The organism is Hyphomonas sp. GM-8P (genome assembly GCF_003263315.1).
In the GTDB taxonomy this organism is placed as follows: Bacteria; Pseudomonadota; Alphaproteobacteria; order Caulobacterales; family Hyphomonadaceae; genus Hyphomonas.
The window spans coordinates 1-16,425 of record NZ_AWFE01000083.1 but is presented as its reverse complement, the minus strand read 5'-3'; the positions used below and the strand labels follow the sequence as shown (position 1 = coordinate 16,425).

Here is a 16,425-nt window from a genome sequence, read left to right as displayed (position 1 = left end):
GATGCACCACTTCGATTACCGGGACGGACGGCTGCACTGCGAAGACGTCGATCTGGCGAAGCTGGCCGACGAGGTGGGCACGCCTTGCTATGTTTACTCGACCGCCACGCTTCAGCGGCATGCCCGGGTGATCGCCTCGGCCTTCGAGGGGCAGGACTGCCTGATCGCCTTTTCGGTGAAGGCCAATTCGAACCTCGCCGTCCTGGCAACGCTGGCGGCGGAAGGCTGCGGGGCCGATGTGGTCAGCGGCGGCGAGCTGCAGCGCGCCCTGCGGGCGGGCATCCCGGCGTCGAAGATCGTATTTTCCGGCGTCGGCAAGACGGCGCGCGAGATGGAACTGGGCCTGCGCGAAGGCATCCACCAGTTCAATGTTGAAAGCGCGGCAGAACTTCGCCTTCTGTCCTATGTCGCGGACGGCATCGGCATTGAGGCACCCATCGCCATCCGTGTGAATCCGGATGTTGCTGCGGGCGGCCACCCGAACATCTCTACCGGCAAGAAGGGCGACAAGTTCGGCGTGCCGTGGACCGAAGCCGAAGACCTTTACGCCGAAGCGGCGACGCTCCCCGGCATCAAGGTCGTTGGCGTCGATGTTCATATCGGCAGCCAGATCGGCGACCTTGTCCCCATGCGGGCCGCGTTCGAGAAGGTGGTGGGCCTTGCCCAGCGCCTGCGCGCCGCCAGGCATGACATTGCCCGCATCGATGTCGGCGGCGGCCTTGGCATTCCCTACAAGCAGGGCGACGAACCGCCCCCGCCATCGGCCTATGCCGCCATGATCGCGGAGGTCAGCGAGGGTCTGGGCGTACAGGTGATTCTGGAGCCCGGCCGGGTCATCGCGGGCAATGCTGGCGTCATGCTGACCACGGCGCTCTATGAGAAAACCGCGCCGGACCGGTCCTTCCTGATCGTCGATGCCGGTATGAACGATCTGATGCGTCCGGCGCTCTATGGCGCCCATCACGATATCCTGCCGCTGAAACAGGCCGCGACGGATGCCCCGGAAAAGACCTATGACGTGGTCGGCCCGATCTGCGAGTCGACCGACAAGTTTGCCGCCGGGCGCGAAATGCCTGCCGTGGCACCGGGCGACCGGCTCGCCTTCATGTCAGCCGGGGCCTATGGCGCTGTGCTGTCTTCGGCCTACAATACACGGCCCCTCGTGCCGGAAGTTCTGGTCAATGGCGACCGGTTCGACATTGTCCGCCGCAGGCCGGATCTTGAGGAAATGCTGCAACTGGAACAGGTGCCGGATTGGCTGAAAAGGACGGACTGAAGACGATCGGGGCAAAAGTCGCGGCCACGCGCCGCCGACTGGGCCTGCTCGCGTTCAGCCGGGCCTTCTGGCCGCTGTTCGTTTTCCTCATCCTGTTCCTGTCCATGGCGCAGGCCGGTGCGTTCGACCAACTGCCCGCCGCCATGGGCGCGGTACTGGCGTTGCTGTTCCTTATTGGCGGCGCGATCTTCCTGCTCCGCGGGGTTCGTCGGTACAGGCCGCCGACGGAAGCCGAGGCGGTTCACCTGCTGGACCGGCAATCGCCGCTGCGCCCGGTCTCATCTCTCACAGACAGGCCGGCAGACCCGTCCCGCGGCGCGCAGGCGCTCTGGGTACGTCACCGCAACCGGGTGCTGAAGGCTGCGCAAGAGCTGAAACTGCCAAACCTGTCGGCCGAGTGGCGCGCGCTCGACCCGTTCCGCCTGCGCTATCTGCTGCCGGCCGCGCTGGTCGGCATTGCCGTCCTGGCGGCGGGGGAGGGCCCGGGCCGCCTGTTGAGAGCGCTGAACCCGGATTATGGCGCGCTCGTCGGGGCAGACGACATGATCGTGGAAGCCTGGGTCATCCCGCCGGACCATACGGGCCGCGCACCGGTGTTTCTGAAGCCGGGCCTCAACGATGTCCGTGTCCCGCGCGGGTCAGAGATCACGCTGCGCACCGAAGCACCGACCGCGCCGCGTCTCATCTTGAAGGGACGCCATAAAAGTTCGAAGAAATTTGCCGCCACGCCGGACGGGGCATGGGAAGCCAAGGCAACGCTGCAGGAAGACGCCCGCGTCTCCGTGCGTTGGTGGGGCGAGCGGGCCGCCTGGCGCCTGCTGGCATCGCCGGACGATCCGCCCACGGTAGAATTTGTGTCCATTCCCACCTATGGCCGTCTCGACCGGACGGAGTTTGCCTGGATCGCGAACGACGATTACGGCGTCGTGAAAGCGGAGCTCGCGATCCGCCTTAAGGATCCGCATCCGGCTGCCCCCGACGAAGAAGATCGTGTGGCGATCCCGCTGGCCGCGCCAAGCATGCAGGAAATCAAGGATACGACCCAGATCGATCTGACTCGCCACCGCTGGGCCGGGCTTCCGGTGGAGGTCCATCTCGTCGTGACGGATGCCTCCGGACAGGAAGGGGTGAGCGAGACCGTGTCTTTCATTCTGCCGGAAAAGCTGTTCCTCGATCCCTTCGCCCGTGTGGCACAGGAAGTGCGCGTCACCGTGCTCCGGGAACCGAGGGATTATCAGGCACAGAAGAAGAACCTGCTCGCTCTCAAACAGGACGCGATCAATACCGAGGCCGCCAACCGGCTGAACATGGCTCCGCCGGACATCCAGAAAGCGGCCCTGATGCTCGATTCCATCACGATGATGGGCGAACGCTATATTCCGAATCAGGCCTATTACCTGACCTTCAAGACAGCCGAAGGCATGCTGGAAACTGCAGGCTCAAAGGAAGAAGCCGGGGCGGTTGACCCGCTGCTCTGGTCGCTGGCGCTGAAGGCGGAATATGGCAGCGCTGCCGATGCGCTGCGCCGGCTGGAAGCGGCTCGCCGGGCGCTGGAGCAGGCCTTGCGGGATGGCGCCTCCGAGGAAGAAATCCGCCGCCGCATGGAAGCTTTCCGCGACGCAGCCAATGAATACCTCGCCGCAAAGATGGCAGAGGCCATCGCCAATGGCGGTGAGATGCCGGACGCAAATCAGGATGGCATGGCCATGGGCGGTGGTCAGAGTCTTGGCGGGCAGGATTTCGAGGACATGCTGAACGCCTTGCAGGACCTGACCGATACCGGCGCGACCGAACAGGCGCGGCAATTGCTGTCCGACATCACCAACATGCTGCAGAACCTTGAGTTCCAGCGCGGACAGGGCGGCAGCGGCATGGCCGGCATGCCGGGGTCTCAGTCGGAAGGCGAAGAACAGGAAGACTTGCCGCCGGAAGAGCAGGAGATGACAGATGCCATGCGGCGCCTGTCCGAGATCCTGCGCGAACAACGCCAGCTGAATGATGACACGCTGGCCCAGCAGCGCGGCGAAATGCCGTCAGGGCAGCAGGGCCAGTCAGGGCAGGAGTCCGGACAGGACTCCGGCCAGCAGCAAGGCGGCCAACAAGGTCAGCAACCCGGCCAACAACCCGGGCAGGGCGGCCAGGGCGAAGCCGGGAATCCGTCCGAAGGAGATGGCGCGCAGGGTGGTGACCGCCCCGGTGGCGAGCGTCCGGGCACGAACAGTTTTGCCGGCACGGATGAAGGCGCGCCCCCGCAGGGCGGCGGCACGCTGGCTGAACGCCAGGCCCGCCTCGGAGAATTGGTGGAGCAATTCGCTCGCGAACGCGGCCTCGGGGAGGGGGCGGGTCAGGAAGATGCGCTGAGCGGCGCGATCGATCCGCAAGCCCTCGCCGATATCCGTGAAGCCCTGCGCGGCGCAGAAGGCAATCTTGCCCGCGGCAATGAAAGTGCCGCGTCGAATGACCAGGAGCGCGCGACGCAAGGCCTGTCGGAGCTGAACCGCAATCTCGCTGCCATGCTGGACGAAATGCAGCGCGAGCGGACAAATCAGGGGCAGGCCACCAATGACCCGTTCGGGCGCCAGACAGGCGGCATGGGCAATAGCGGCGAAAATGTCCGCGTGCCGGAAGAGGCCGAGCGCCAGCGTGCCAAGGACATCCTGGAAGAACTGCGCCGCCGGTACAATGAAAGCGACGACGAAGAAGAACGCGAATATCTCCGCCGCCTGCTAGATCGCTTCTAGGGGAGCTCGGGATGGAGGCGGAAAAACACAAGCCTCAAAAACGGCGCCGCCGGGCAAACTTTCTGCCACTCATGCTCGTGCTGGCGGCATTCGCGGCGGCGATCTTTGCCATCCATGCGCGGCTCGATCATCTGTCGATGCATCTGATCTATGCCCGGTTCTCCGCGCTGTCGCCGTTGGCCGTGTTTGTTGCACTGGGTGGCATGCTGGCGAGTTATGCCGCCGCTACACTGCGCGATAGTCTGACGCTTCGCCATCTGGGCCTTGCGCGGCCATGGCGCGACATGGCGTTTATCTCCTTTACGGCGCAGGCTGTCGGCAACTCCCTCGGTGAGGTGGAACTGACCGGCGGGACCGTCCGTTCCCGGATCTATGGCGGGCTTGGCCTGTCGGACGATGAGAGCCAGGCGGTGTCCCGCATGACGCGGATCAGCCTGACCGTCGGCGCGCTCCTGCTCAGCGGGTTCGGCCTTGTGTTCGAGTCGGCTGCTTTTCCGGTCCATTTCGGTATTCCGGACCGGGCTGCCATTGCCATTGGATGTATGCTGCTGGCGCTGGTTGTCTGGCATATCGGCAATGCCAGCCTGTTGGTACCGGGTGGGATGTCTGGCGTGTCGGCGCGTGTCGGGGTCAGCCTTGTTGACTGGATGGCTGCGAGCCTTGTCCTCTTTGCCCTTCTGCCGGCGGAGACGGCCATAGGTTTTGCCGCTTTCGTGCCGGTCTTCGCGCTCGCCTGCCTGGTGGGCGGGATGAGCGGCCTGCCGGGCGGAATCGGCGTCTTCGAGGCGGTAATCCTGTTGCTCGTCCCGGCGAGCCCTGTCGAAGGCCTTGTTGCAAGCCTGATTGCGTTCCGGGCGATCTATTACCTCGCACCGCTGGTGATCGCTGCCGCAGGGATGAGCCGCCGCCTGCTGCGACGCCACGGAGCCGCCCTTCAGGGGGTTGGCCGGGGGGCAGGGGATGTCGCGACCCTGTTTGCGCCGGTCGTGTTCGGCCTGCTTGCGTTCGCGAGCGGCGCCTACATGCTGATCGCCGCGATGACACCCGCACTGCCGGCGCCGCTGAGGGCGGCAGCGCATTTCCTGCCTTTGCCGCTGATAGAGCTGTCGCATTTCCTCGCGTCGATTGTCGGGCTGTTCCTGCTGATTGTGGCGAATGGCCTGGCGCGGCGGCTCAGCCATGCCTGGATGGTGGCGATGGGGTTACTGGCCGCCGGGATCACGCTGACCCTGACCAAAGGCGCAGGCCTTGGCGAAGCTGCGCCGCTGTTCGTCGTGCTGGCTGTGCTCGGTGTGTCGCGCCCGGCCTTCTACCGGGCGACGCCGCTGATGGCGACGCGGCTGACGCCCGTCATGGCGCTCGCTATTCTCGCAACATTGGGCGCGGTGATCTGGCTGGGCTTTTTCTCCTACGAACATGTCGATTACCGGAACGAACTCTGGTGGCAGGTGGCGCTGCAGGGCGGCACGTCGCGCTTCCTGCGCGCCGCTGCGGGCGTCAGCGTGCTCACCTTCCTGTTCCTCGCCTGGAACTGGCTGCGTCCGCTGCACGCCCCGGCGGAGGAGGCGCCGCCGCTCAGCGAGATCCGCGAGATCATCGCCGCCGCCGACACGGCTCGGCCTGATGCAGCGCTCGCCCTCAGCGGCGACAAACGGTTCCACTTCAGCCCTTCGCGGCGGTCTTTCATCATGTTCGGCTTGCGCGGGTCGAGCTGGATTGCGATGGGACAGCCTGTTGGGCTGGCTGAAGAAATCCCGTCACTTGTCTGGTCCTTCCGGGAAGCCGCCGATGCCGCCGGGGCTGGCATTGTGTTTTATGGCGTGGGGCGGGACTTCCTGCCGCTCGCGGTCGAACTTGGCCTGTCGGTCCAGAAGATCGGGGAGACGGCGATTGTGCCGCTCACGGAATTCTCTCTGGAAGGGTCTGACAGGTCGCGGATGCGGCAGGTCTACAATCGCGCAGGCCGCGACGGGTTGAGCTTCGAGGTCCTCGGCCCGGAAGACGTGCCTGCGCAGCTGGACCGCCTGCACAAGATTTCTGATGACTGGCTGGATGTCCATGGCGGCGCGGAGAAGGGCTTTTCGCTCGGCCGGTTCGATCCGGACTATATCGCAAAATTTCCCATTGCTGTGGCGCGCCTGAATGGAGAGATCGTGGCCTTCGCCAATCTCTGGCCGGGGGCCGGCAAGCAGGAGATCGCGATCGACCTGATGCGGTTCTCAACTGATGCGCCACGCGCGGTGATGGACTATCTCTTCGTCTCCACCATGCTCTGGGCAAAGGAGGCGGGGTATCAGCGTTTCGACCTCGGCATGGCGCCGCTGGCGGGGCTGGAGGCGCACCGGCTGGCCCCGGCGATGACGCGCCTCGGCGCTTTCCTGTTCGAGCACGCCAATGCCGTCTACGGCTTCGAGGGCTTGAGGGCCTACAAGGACAAATTCCATCCTGTCTGGGAGCCGCTTTACCTCGCAGCCCCGAATGCGCGGGCCCTGCCGGGCGCGCTCGCCGATGTCGGCATCCTGACGAGCGGCGGCCTGACCCGGATATTCCACAAGTAACACCCTTGCACGCCGGCCGCGTGTCTGCCTTGATGCGCGCAAAACAGGGAGACATTCATGCCACGCTGGGAATACACCAAAGGGCTGAAGGATATCGGCAACGGGCTTTACGCATGGCTTCAGCCGGACGGCGGATGGGGCTGGTCGAATGCCGGCCTGATTGTGGACGGAGACCAGTCGCTGCTGGTCGACACGCTGTTCGACATGCACCTGACCCGCGACATGCTGGACGCCATGGCGGATGCGTCGGGGGTCCGTGCCGAAGAGATCGGCACGATTGTGAACACGCATGCCAATGGCGATCACTGTCACGGCAATGGCTGTTGTCCGCATGCGGAGATCATCGCCTCTGAGGCCAGCGCAAAGGAAATGTCTGAAATCCCGCCGGATGCCCTGGCTACGTTCAAGAAAATGGGTGGCCAGCTCGGCCCGGGTGGCGCTTATTTCGCCGATATCTTTGCGCCTTTCGATTTTGACGCTGTGGAAGAACGCCTGCCAACCCAGACATTCACCGGCCGGATGGACCTGACCATCGGTGACAAGGCCGTCGAGCTGATCGAGGTCGGCCCGGCGCATACCGGCGGCGATGTGATCGTCCATGTGCCGCAAGACCGGACGGTCTTTACCGGCGATATCCTCTTCATCGATGGCACGCCCCTCATGTGGGCCGGGCCGGTGAAGAACTGGATCAATGCCTGCGACAAGATCATCGGTATGGAAGCCGACGTCATCGTGCCGGGGCATGGTCCGGTCACGGACAAGGCAGGCGTCCGGCGCGTTGCCGACTACCTTGCCTATATCGATACCGAGGCACGCAAGCGCTACGATGCAGGCCTCAGCGTGCGGGAGGCCGCGCTCGACATTGCGCTCGGCGATTATGCCAATTGGGGTGATGCCGAACGGATCGCGGTCAATGTCGACAGTCTCTACCGCGAATATCGCGGCGACGGGCAGGTCACACCGGTGATCGAACTGTTCGCCCTGATGGCGGAAGCCCGGGACGCGATGCGGAAATAGACCTTACCTGTTGGCGCCGGGCACCCATTTGATGTCGTCGGCACCGTTCGAATTAGCGGCGCGGGCGGCGACGAACAGCCAGTCGGACAGGCGGTTGATGAAGGCGAGCGCCTCGGGGCTCACCGGCTCGTTCTCCATGCCGGAGAGTTCCGCGATCTTCCGCTCCGCCGTCCGGCAGAGCGTGCGGGCCACATGCAACTGCGCGGCCAGTGGTGAACCGCCCGGCAGGATGAAGCTGTCGAGCGGAGGGATGCGCGCATTCATCGCGTCGATCTCTTGCTCCAGCCGCTTCACCTGCGATTCCACGATCCGCAGCGGCGTCCATTCCAGCACACGGCCTCGGTCAGGCGTGGCGAGGTCTGCGCCAAGGTCGAAAAGATCATTCTGTATACGGCGAATGGCGGTCAGCATTTCGTCGTCGGCATGCAGGGCAGCAACGCCGAGCGCGGAATTCACCTCGTCAACGCTGCCATAGGAGGCAACGCGGGGATGCCATTTGTCCACCTGTTCGCCGGTCGATAGACGAGTCTGCCCCTTGTCGCCGGTGCGTGTGTAGATCTTGTCGAGTTTGACCATGGGGTCTCCTCAGGAATGTCAGAAATGAATGGCGCCGGCCATGAAGCCAATGACCACCAGAAGGGCGATAACGACGGCCTGAATGAAGATACGCATCCGCATCAGCTTGTTGGAGCGGCTTGGCTGGTTCTCGTCGGTGCGCGCAAGGTTTGCGATGCCAAGGCCCAGTACGACCAGAAGGGCGGCCATCGCGCCGTAGAAGAGAATGGTAATCAGCATTTGCATGTCGTGTCGCCTTTCCGGCCTTGTATCCCTTCTAACATAGGCTGGCGAGGCAGCGGTGACAGGCGCGAAAGCGTCGCGGCCTGCTTGATCGATGTCAGCCGCCAGATTCCAGCCGGGCGGCCAGCGCCTCGATCCGCTCGGACACGGCAGCCATCGCCTCGGCCGCCTTCTGTTCTGCGGCAGGGGAGGACCCGCCCGCCTGACGGGCGGCATCCAGCTCGTCCAGCAGGGCCAGCGCTGTAATGAGCAGCAGACGGTCTTCGCCAATGTCGCCGACCGCGCTCGCAATATGCTTCACCCGTGCATCCAGCTGCTGGGAGAGCGCGACAATTCGCGCTTCCTGGCCGGGTGCACAGGCGATGGAATAGTTCCGGCCGCGCAGGGTGATGTCGGCTTTGGCCATGTCTCAGGCCTCCTTGCCGAGGGCGGCGCGCACTTCCTCGATGGCGGCGCCGAGCGCGGTACTTGCCTCGTCGGCCAGCGCCTGCAATTCGGTCTCACGGGCGAGGGACGCGTCCAGTTCTTCGGCCAGCCTTTCCCGGTCCGAGACGAGGGCTGCCATCTCTGCGGCGACCACGTCGGGATCGCCAGCGCGTGCCAGCAGGCTGTCCACGGCCCCCTCCAGGCGCCGGATGGCCGCATCGAGGCGGCGTGATTCGCGGTCGATGTCGCTCATGTTTCAAAGGCTTAAACTCAATACGAAGCTACGCCAAGCGGCTTGACGTAGCTTCGGGAGTCTGGCCTAGCACACTTCCGGAGCGACTGAGGGAGATCAGCAGAATGGCTGTAACCAACCGGGACATGGCAAATGCCGTTCGTGCCCTATCCATGGATGCGGTGGAAGCCGCGAAATCGGGCCATGTCGGCCTGCCGCTGGGCATGGCGGATGCAGCCACAGTGCTGTTCCGTAAATTCCTGAAATTCGACCCGGCAGACCCAGCCTGGGCAGACCGCGACCGGTTCGTCCTGTCGGCTGGCCACGGCTCTATGCTGATCTATTCGCTGCTGCACCTGACGGGCTACAAGTCTGTTTCGCGTGACGATATCCGCAACTTCCGCCAGCTCGGCGCGACGACCCCCGGCCACCCTGAGAACTTCCACACGGCCGGCGTCGAGACCACGACCGGCCCGCTGGGGCAGGGCATCGCCACCGCCGTCGGCATGGCCATGGCAGAGCGTCACCTGAACGCCCGCTTCGGTGACGATCTCGTTGATCACCATACTTATGTCATCGCCGGCGACGGCTGCCTCATGGAAGGCGTCAGCCAGGAAGCGATCACGCTGGCCGGGCATCTGAAGTTGAACAAGTTGATCGTTCTCTTCGATGACAATTCGGTCACCATCGATGGCGGCACGGATCTTTCCGACAATACAGACCAGTGCGCCCGTTTCGAAGCCTCCGGCTGGGTCACGAAGAAAGTCGACGGCCATGACGAGAAGTCGGTCGAGGCCGCGCTGACCTGGGCGAAGAAACAGAAGAAGCCGGTCATGCTCGCCGTAAAGACGATCATCGGCTACGGCGCCCCGAAAATCGCCGGCACCGGCAAGGCCCATGGCGGCCCTTACGGCGCTGAAGAGATCGCCGGCATCCGCGAAAACATTGGCTGGAAGTACCCGCCCTTCGAAGTGCCGGCGTCCATAGAGAAGGCCTGGCTGAAAGCTGGCGAGCGCTCGAAGAAGGAACACGAAGCCTGGAAAAAGCGCCTCGCCGGGTCTGAGCACAAAGGCGAGTTCAACGCCGCGATGACCGGCCGCCTGCCGAAGAACATCGCCAAGGCGATCATCAAGCACAAGAAGGCTGTCGCCGAGGGCGGCGAGAAGAAAGCCACCCGCCAGTGGAGCGGCGCGGCGCTGGAAGTGCTGACGCACCTCGTTCCGGAAATGGTCGGCGGGTCTGCGGACCTCACCGGCTCCAACAACACCAAAACCAGCCATACCGAGCCGATGACGCCGAAGAACTGGGCTGGCCGTTACGTCCATTATGGTGTGCGCGAGCATGGCATGGCCGCGGCGATGAACGGGATGGCGCTGCATGGCGGCATCCTGCCTTATTCCGGCACCTTCCTGGTGTTCGCGGACTATTCGCGCGGCGCGATCCGCCTCGGCGCCCTGATGGGTACGCGCGTTGTGCATGTCATGACGCACGATTCCATCGGCCTCGGTGAAGACGGCCCGACCCACCAGCCGGTGGAGCATGTCGCCTCCCTCCGCGCGATGCCGAACATGCTGGTCTTTCGTCCGGCCGACGGCGTGGAAACGGCCGAGTGCTGGGAACTGGCCATCGCCAATGAGACCGGCCCGTCCACCATGGCGCTGACGCGTCAGGGCGTTGCCCCGGCCCGTACCACGCATACGGACGAAAACCTCTCCGCCAAGGGCGCTTACGTCCTGTCCGACTGCAAGGGCAAGGCACAGGCAACGATCCTGGCGACGGGCTCTGAAGTCGAGATCGCGCTTGCGGCCCAGGCTCAGCTGGCCGAAGAAGGTATCGCGACGCGCGTCGTGTCCTGTCCGTGCTTTGAGCTCTTCGAGCAGCAGCACGGCAATTACAGGAAGTCCGTCCTCGGCACCGCGCCACGCGTGGCCGTCGAAGCCGGCGTCCGCTTCGGCTGGGACCGCTGGATCGGCGAGGATGGCGGCTTTGTCGGCATGACCGGCTTCGGCGCCTCCGCGCCTTACACCGATCTCTACAAGAAGTTCGGCATCACACCGCAGGCGGTTGTGGCCGAAGTGAAGAAACGGATCGCCTAAACAGTTTTAGCGGCCGGTATAATTCGCCCTCGGACGGATGAGCCGGCCGCTTGCCTGTTGTTCGATTGCATGCGCGATCCAGCCCGCCATGCGCCCGCTGGCGAAGATCAGGAAGGGCGCATCTTCCGGCAGGTCCAGCTGTACCGATAGCGCTGCCAATGCCATGTCGACATTTGCCGCATAGCCGCTCGCGGCTTCAGCGGCCTTGATGGCGCGCTTCAGGGCAGGGGCCGGTTTCATCCAGCGGATCAATGCGGCGGCGCGCGGGTCGCCTGCGGGGTAAAGCGTATGCCCCACCGCCGGGATACGCTCCCCCCGAGCCGCAATGCCGGAAAGCGCTGTCTGCGGCCTGTCCTCCATCGCAAGCTTCAGATAGGCGAGCGCCCGGGCGGATGCTTCGCCATGCAGCGGCCCGGTCAGCGTTGCGCAGCCCGCCAGCGCACACGCGGCCAGCGGCGCCCCGGTCGAGGCGGCCACCCGCGCCGCGAAGGTCGACGGGTTCAGTTCATGATCTGCCACCAGGACCAGCGCACGCCGCAACAAATCCGTCCCGCCGGGTGTGAGGCCCCAGTGCCGGCCAAGCCGCTGATGATAGAAGCCGCGTCCGCCTGTGCCCGTCACGGCCGTGCAGACGCCTGCCAGCAATTGTGCGCCATCCTCTGACAGCGCCGCACTGCCGCGCCCGAAGCTTGGCGGATCCTGCGCGGCCCGGTCGGCCAGATAGGCAAGCAGGCGCGCCTTGCCGGTCTCGCCCGGTGCCATATTCCCGGTGCCCGAACGGCTGGGGGAGGGGGCACTTGCCTGCCAAAGAAGGGCTGCGACCTCTTCCAGCGTGGCGTCCGCGGCGAGCCTCACGGCATCTTTACCGCGATAAATCAGCTTGCCGTCCCGCACTGTGGTGATCGCGGTTTCCATCACCGGGTCGCCCCAGGAAATGGCGGCGCTGGCGATGGCTTGCCGGCCCCGTCCGCTACGCCGGCGCTTCACCAGGCCTGCAATATCTGCGGCGGAGTAGACGCTTGCGCGCGGGTCGTTCTCGTACGGCCTGGAGGCAATCAGCCCCCGGCTCACATAGGCGTACAGCGTCTGGGGTTTCACCCCCAGGGCTTCGAGTGCGTCTTCGCGTCCAATCCAGCTCATATATTGATTATATTGATCAAGATTGACGAACGCTAGCCCCGGCGCGACATGAACGTCAAATTTGTAGAAGGAGATCTCTGATGGATTCCGGATTGGAAAATGTTGTCGCCGCTGAAACCATCCTGTCGGATGTGGACGGTCAGAATGGCCGCCTCGTCATTCGCGGCTGGCCGGTGCAGCTGCTTGCCGCCTCGATGGCGTATGAAGATGCCGCCCACCTCCTGTGGCAAGACTTCTTCGAGGACCTGCCGGGTGTGCCGGAACTGGGCGCCCGGCTTGGGGCGGCCCGCGTGGAAGCCTTCGACCTTGTTGCGAAGATCCCGGACGGGCTCGACATCATCCGCTTCCTGCGCACCGGCTGGTCATTGCTGGAAGACGACGAAAGCCTGGATTCCGCCATCCGCCTCGCCGCTGCCGGGCCGGTTTTCACCGCCGCTGCCGTGCGCCGCGAACGCGGGCAGGCGCCGATTGCGCCGGATGCGGACCTGTCCCAATCGGCTGACTTCCTGAAGATGATCACCGGCAAGCTGCCGGATGAATCCGAGGCCCGCGCGCTCGATGCCTATCTGGTCACCGTTTGCGACCATGGCCTCAACGCCTCCACTTTTGCGGCGCGCGTCGTGGCCTCCACGCGGGCCGGGCTGGGCTCTGCCGCGATGGGCGGCATCTCTGCCCTGAAAGGCCCGCTGCATGGGGGCGCGCCGGGGCCGGTGCTCGACATGCTGGACGAGATCGGCATTCCGGAGAATGCGGAAAGCTGGATCGACGCCGCGCTTGCCCGGGGTGACCGGCTCATGGGCTTCGGGCACCGGGTCTACCGTGTGCGCGATCCCCGCGCCGGTGCCCTGAAGGCCGCCGTTGCGCGCCTGCCGGGCACATCGGGCCGGATCGCCTTTGCCGACCATATCGAAAAGGCAGTCCTCGGACGGTTGGCGAAGAAATATCCGAACCGGACGCTGGAGACGAATGTGGAGTTCTCGACCGCGCTCCTGCTTGAGGCGCTCCAGATTCCGCGCGAAGCGTTCACGGCCACTTTCGCCTGCGGCCGCATCCTTGGCTGGACGGCCCACGCCCGCGAACAGATCGCCGAAGGCCGCCTCGTGCGCCCTCGCTCCGTCTATACCGGGCCGGTACCCGAAATGGCGTAGGATCAGTCTCCACAGGAGGCCGGTTCGTCGAAGTACTGGTATCGGGACGTCTGGTAAGCCCGGTCATCCAGCATCTGCTTCATGCGGGGGTGATCGGGGGACGCCAGGGCTTCAAATCTGACGTAGTCCTCAACGGCGCAATAGGGGCTCGCAAAAGGGCCATCATTGACATAGATACCGCGGATCAGGCCGCGCATCAGATAGGTCTCGGCGCGGTCGTCCTGCCTCAGATCGTCCCGCGCAAGAAGTTCGGCGAATGCCGCCTCACGCGTGCTGTATTCATCCGCCTTGTAGGCGCTGTTCACCAGTTGCTTGAACTGTTCGTAAGGAAGATAAGTAGGTTCAGGTGTGGTTGCCGGCGGGGGCGCCGGCTCGCTGGCACAAGCGGCCAGAAGGGCAGCGGTGGCTGCGGCCAGGATGAATTTTTGCATGGTCATGTTTTCCCCCTCGAACAGATTCTCTGCGCTCAATCTATACAGCCGGGTGGGGGCTGACAATTGGACGGGCGGCTGGCCGGGACGTTGGAATGAAGGCCCGCTCTCCCACACCGCTCCGGTGTCATCCCGGACCTTGAGGCGCAAATATCCGGGAGCCAGATGCGGTGTGGCCGTTGCAGGACCGGACCCCTGATAAGCCCTGCGCGTTTGCCGGGATAACTCGTGGAGAAGGCGCTCTATCCCACAGGCTCACGCGGGGGCCATCCTCCCGCCCATGCATCCTGATTGCCAATGCTTCTTCAATCATGTCTGGCCGGTGTTCTGGTCATAGCTGGTCTGGAACCTGCTGCGTGTGGTCCGCTGGCACATGCGCACTTGGCGGGATGCGCTGATGGCGACCGACTGTTTTGGCAATATCGAGCTCACCTATGTGGCCGATGCCCCGCCGCCCGATACTCCCTACACATATAAAGCCCCGCGCCTTGCGGCGTGGGAGCATCCTGCCCTTCGCAGTGATGTGCCCGCCTGCGTGGGCGCGCAGTCCGGCATGATCATGGGCTGCGCGTGCGTGGTCCGCCCTGGCCGAGCCCTCTTCCGAATTCAGTTCCTCGCACCGGAGGGCCTCCGCCATGCCGGGCAAATGTGCTGGGAGAAACCTTGCCGCATGAGCCATCCCGGCGCAGTGTTCAAAAAAAGGGAGGACACCATGACCTATGAAACGGTCTACACGATCATCAATCTCGCGGTCTTGCCGGCCTGGCTTTTGCTCGCACTGGCACCGGGCGCCGCCGTCACGCGCCTTGTCGTGCATTCGGGGCTCTATCCGTTGGTGCTCGGCATTTTCTATATTGTGACCCTGACAATGAACATGTTTCTCGGCATGGGCGCCGAAGGTGGCAGCTTCAACACGGCGGCGGGCGTCTCTCAGCTGTTTTCCCATCCGCTCGGCATTCTTGTCGGCTGGTCGCATTATCTGGTCTTCGACTTGTTCGTCGGGGCTTGGGAAGCGCGCGATGCACGGCGCCGGGGCGTGCCGCACTGGATGGTCGTGCCCAGCCTGTTCTTCACGCTGATGTTCGGGCCGGTCGGCCTGTTGCTCTATCTCATCCTGCGGCGGGTCAGCGGCAAGGGCGTCTGGAGCCTTGCCGAAGACTAGGCTTTGTTGTCCTTGTTGGCCTGCCGGAACAGGTCCAGCTGCCGCGGATCGACATAGCGCCGGCGCGACGGCTTGGTGCGGCCGCGGCGGAAATAGAGATCGTCGGTATGGTCTGCCGGTTCGGCGGCCTTGGTCTCTTCTTTTTTGGAGGGCTTGGCCGGCGCCTCCTTCGCCTGGCCGGGCGCGGCCAGTTTCCACCAGGTGACGGCAACGACCGGGTTGCCCTTGTCGTCCTCATAGCGCTGCAAATGACCATGGGCGAGCGCATCGGAGGGCGCGAACATCGCCTCGGCGGCTTCGTTGGAAACCGTTAGCCAGTCGGTCGCGAGTTCAGCGACGATCAGCTCGCCGTCCAGCGTTTTCGCCAGCGCTTCAGCTTCGGCCAGCGTGCGCGCGGCCGGGGCCACCTTGGACAAGGCGGCGTCGAGGGTTTTTCCAAGGGGATAAGCGTGGCTCATAGGCCGCTGGAAGTAAGCGCTGCTTCGCTCGCCGTCCAGCCTGCATCCGCCGCTGCAGAAAGCCGCATCGCCGCAAGGCGGGCAAGGCGAAGGGTCACAGCCTTGCGCCGGGCAGGGGAGAGCTTGTCCGTCGGGGCCTCCCGAATGACCGCCGCCCCGAAGGCATCGGCTACGATCAGGCCCGCCTCTTCGGGGATCAGCGCCTGGGGAAAGTCATGATCGACGGCGAACCAGAACCGGTCGCAGAAGGGCATGTATTCCGGCCATTTAGCATCGGACTGGAAATCCGGCACGCCGGATTTGATCTCCACGATCCAGATCTCGCCGCCCGGGCCAATGGCGGCAATGTCCGCCCGACGATTGTTGGCGAGGGTCATTTCCTGGATGCCGCAGAGGCTCAGATCCGCCAGCAGACGCAGCGATCCGCGGGCAATCGCGGCCGCGCGGGCAAGGTCTTCGGTCGTGTCGGCGCCGTCGGGCATGCGAGTCGTGTTCCGGTATTGTTCTGGCCACACTAGTCCCGCCCCGGCGGCAGGGTCAAGCGGGTGGCGTTCAGGCCGGAGAGGGGGGGCGGCGAAGGCGGCAGCACCTGAAAGTTCAGCCGGTGGGTCACTTCCATCCGGCCGTCCTTCATATAGCCCCGCGCGAGCACCAGCGCGTCGCCATCGATGACTCGCGCCTCGCGGCCATGCTCACCCGGCAGTAGAGCATCCAGCGGATGCGGCTTGGCGCAGGCGGCAAGCAGGTCCAGGTGGAAGAGCCAGACGAAGAGGAGGAGAAACCGGTGCCTGTCCGGAATATCCTGGCATGCCGGGCGACTGCCGCCAGCCATCAAACCGGGTTCAACCCTTCGGCCAATTGGCTTATAGGTCCCTCCCGACGGTCCCGTAGCTCAGCAGGATAGAGCAACAGATTCCTAATCTGTAGGTCGTGAGTTCGAAT

The 16,425-nt window shown here is 64.5% G+C and carries 16 protein-coding genes; 7 read left to right on the top strand and 9 right to left on the bottom strand.

Annotated features, from left to right (window positions below; translation table 11 throughout):
- Nucleotide 1 precedes the first annotated feature (1 nt).
- The 4 genes from lysA to HY26_RS12740 are packed head-to-tail and all read left to right on the top strand — an operon-like array spanning nt 2 to nt 7,592.
- The gene (gene lysA / locus HY26_RS12755; protein WP_034766640.1) at nt 2-1,276 is read left to right on the top strand and encodes a diaminopimelate decarboxylase; all 1,275 of its coding nucleotides are present in this window, start codon (nt 2-4) and stop codon (nt 1,274-1,276) included.
- Nucleotides 1,255-4,017, top strand: a complete 2,763-nt coding sequence (locus HY26_RS12750) for a DUF4175 domain-containing protein (protein WP_034766639.1) — start codon at nt 1,255-1,257, stop codon at nt 4,015-4,017. Before lysA ends, HY26_RS12750 begins: the two co-directional genes overlap by 22 nt.
- Nucleotides 4,018-4,028: 11 nt before the next feature.
- Entirely contained in the window at nt 4,029-6,575 is a 2,547-nt protein-coding gene (gene mprF, locus HY26_RS12745; protein ID WP_051600009.1) for a bifunctional lysylphosphatidylglycerol flippase/synthetase MprF, read from the top strand.
- 57 nt (nt 6,576-6,632) lie between these two features.
- Nucleotides 6,633-7,592 (top strand): MBL fold metallo-hydrolase, encoded by a 960-nt coding sequence (locus HY26_RS12740; RefSeq protein WP_051600007.1) that lies wholly within the window; start codon nt 6,633-6,635, stop codon nt 7,590-7,592.
- 3 nt (nt 7,593-7,595) lie between these two features.
- Here HY26_RS12740 and HY26_RS12735 read toward each other — a convergent pair whose 3' ends face one another.
- The 4 genes from HY26_RS12735 to HY26_RS12720 form a co-directional block, all read right to left on the bottom strand.
- Nucleotides 7,596-8,168, bottom strand: a complete 573-nt coding sequence (locus HY26_RS12735; RefSeq protein WP_034766638.1) for a cob(I)yrinic acid a,c-diamide adenosyltransferase — start codon at nt 8,166-8,168, stop codon at nt 7,596-7,598.
- Nucleotides 8,169-8,186: 18 nt separating this feature from the next.
- On the bottom strand, nt 8,187-8,393 hold the full coding sequence (locus HY26_RS12730; protein ID WP_034766637.1) for a twin transmembrane helix small protein: 207 nt from the start codon (nt 8,391-8,393) through the stop codon (nt 8,187-8,189).
- Nucleotides 8,394-8,487: 94 nt separating this feature from the next.
- Entirely contained in the window at nt 8,488-8,796 is a 309-nt protein-coding gene (locus HY26_RS12725; RefSeq protein ID WP_034766636.1) for a cell division protein ZapA, read from the bottom strand.
- Between the two features lie 3 nt (nt 8,797-8,799).
- Entirely contained in the window at nt 8,800-9,069 is a 270-nt protein-coding gene (locus HY26_RS12720; protein ID WP_034766635.1) for a DUF4164 family protein, read from the bottom strand.
- 86 nt (nt 9,070-9,155) lie between these two features.
- Between HY26_RS12720 and tkt the strand changes: the two genes are divergently transcribed.
- Complete coding sequence (tkt, locus tag HY26_RS12715; RefSeq protein WP_081813129.1) at nt 9,156-11,144, top strand: transketolase; 1,989 nt, start codon at nt 9,156-9,158, stop codon at nt 11,142-11,144.
- A 6-nt stretch (nt 11,145-11,150) separates the two neighbouring features.
- On the opposite strand, the gene HY26_RS12710 is transcribed toward tkt, so the two are convergent.
- The gene (locus HY26_RS12710) at nt 11,151-12,284 is read right to left on the bottom strand and encodes a citrate synthase (RefSeq protein WP_034766633.1); all 1,134 of its coding nucleotides are present in this window, start codon (nt 12,282-12,284) and stop codon (nt 11,151-11,153) included.
- A gap of 80 nt (nt 12,285-12,364) precedes the next feature.
- Between HY26_RS12710 and HY26_RS12705 the strand changes: the two genes are divergently transcribed.
- A complete protein-coding gene (locus tag HY26_RS12705) occupies nt 12,365-13,432 on the top strand; it encodes a citrate synthase/methylcitrate synthase (RefSeq protein ID WP_065382714.1) in 1,068 nt (355 codons plus the stop codon).
- A gap of 2 nt (nt 13,433-13,434) precedes the next feature.
- Here the strand turns inward: HY26_RS12705 and HY26_RS12700 are convergent, their stop codons facing one another.
- The gene (locus HY26_RS12700) at nt 13,435-13,869 is read right to left on the bottom strand and encodes a hypothetical protein (protein ID WP_065382715.1); all 435 of its coding nucleotides are present in this window, start codon (nt 13,867-13,869) and stop codon (nt 13,435-13,437) included.
- Between the two features lie 391 nt (nt 13,870-14,260).
- Here HY26_RS12700 and HY26_RS19265 point away from each other — a divergent pair, with 391 nt between their 5' ends.
- A complete protein-coding gene (locus tag HY26_RS19265) occupies nt 14,261-15,025 on the top strand; it encodes an ABA4-like family protein (protein ID WP_233350871.1) in 765 nt (254 codons plus the stop codon).
- Here HY26_RS19265 and HY26_RS12690 read toward each other — a convergent pair.
- From HY26_RS12690 to HY26_RS12680, 3 genes are read right to left on the bottom strand one after another with little or no spacing between them, the layout of a single operon-like run.
- Nucleotides 15,022-15,483, bottom strand: a complete 462-nt coding sequence (locus HY26_RS12690; protein ID WP_034766627.1) for a hypothetical protein — start codon at nt 15,481-15,483, stop codon at nt 15,022-15,024. The two genes, HY26_RS19265 and HY26_RS12690, sit on opposite strands and share 4 nt — an antisense overlap.
- Nucleotides 15,480-15,965, bottom strand: a complete 486-nt coding sequence (locus HY26_RS12685; protein ID WP_034766626.1) for an MmcB family DNA repair protein — start codon at nt 15,963-15,965, stop codon at nt 15,480-15,482. The genes HY26_RS12690 and HY26_RS12685 overlap by 4 nt, the downstream gene beginning before the upstream one ends.
- 32 nt (nt 15,966-15,997) lie before the next feature.
- Entirely contained in the window at nt 15,998-16,315 is a 318-nt protein-coding gene (locus HY26_RS12680; RefSeq protein WP_034766625.1) for a hypothetical protein, read from the bottom strand.
- Nucleotides 16,316-16,425 lie beyond the last annotated feature (110 nt).

Excerpts from the sequence above, each read along its gene's own strand:
- lysA (WP_034766640.1), top strand. The coding sequence starts at position 2 with ATGCACCACTTCGATTACCGGGACGGACGGCTGCACTGCGAAGACGTC.
- mprF (WP_051600009.1), top strand. The coding sequence starts at position 4,029 with ATGGAGGCGGAAAAACACAAGCCTCAAAAACGGCGCCGCCGGGCAAAC.
- HY26_RS12740 (WP_051600007.1), top strand. The coding sequence starts at position 6,633 with ATGCCACGCTGGGAATACACCAAAGGGCTGAAGGATATCGGCAACGGG.
- HY26_RS12735 (WP_034766638.1), bottom strand. The coding sequence starts at position 8,168 with ATGGTCAAACTCGACAAGATCTACACACGCACCGGCGACAAGGGGCAG.
- HY26_RS12730 (WP_034766637.1), bottom strand. The coding sequence starts at position 8,393 with ATGCAAATGCTGATTACCATTCTCTTCTACGGCGCGATGGCCGCCCTT.
- HY26_RS12725 (WP_034766636.1), bottom strand. The coding sequence starts at position 8,796 with ATGGCCAAAGCCGACATCACCCTGCGCGGCCGGAACTATTCCATCGCC.
- HY26_RS12720 (WP_034766635.1), bottom strand. The coding sequence starts at position 9,069 with ATGAGCGACATCGACCGCGAATCACGCCGCCTCGATGCGGCCATCCGG.
- HY26_RS12710 (WP_034766633.1), bottom strand. The coding sequence starts at position 12,284 with ATGAGCTGGATTGGACGCGAAGACGCACTCGAAGCCCTGGGGGTGAAA.
- HY26_RS12705 (WP_065382714.1), top strand. The coding sequence starts at position 12,365 with ATGGATTCCGGATTGGAAAATGTTGTCGCCGCTGAAACCATCCTGTCG.
- HY26_RS12700 (WP_065382715.1), bottom strand. The coding sequence starts at position 13,869 with ATGACCATGCAAAAATTCATCCTGGCCGCAGCCACCGCTGCCCTTCTG.
- HY26_RS19265 (WP_233350871.1), top strand. The coding sequence starts at position 14,261 with ATGGCGACCGACTGTTTTGGCAATATCGAGCTCACCTATGTGGCCGAT.
- HY26_RS12690 (WP_034766627.1), bottom strand. The coding sequence starts at position 15,483 with ATGAGCCACGCTTATCCCCTTGGAAAAACCCTCGACGCCGCCTTGTCC.
- HY26_RS12685 (WP_034766626.1), bottom strand. The coding sequence starts at position 15,965 with ATGCCCGACGGCGCCGACACGACCGAAGACCTTGCCCGCGCGGCCGCG.
- HY26_RS12680 (WP_034766625.1), bottom strand. The coding sequence starts at position 16,315 with ATGGCTGGCGGCAGTCGCCCGGCATGCCAGGATATTCCGGACAGGCAC.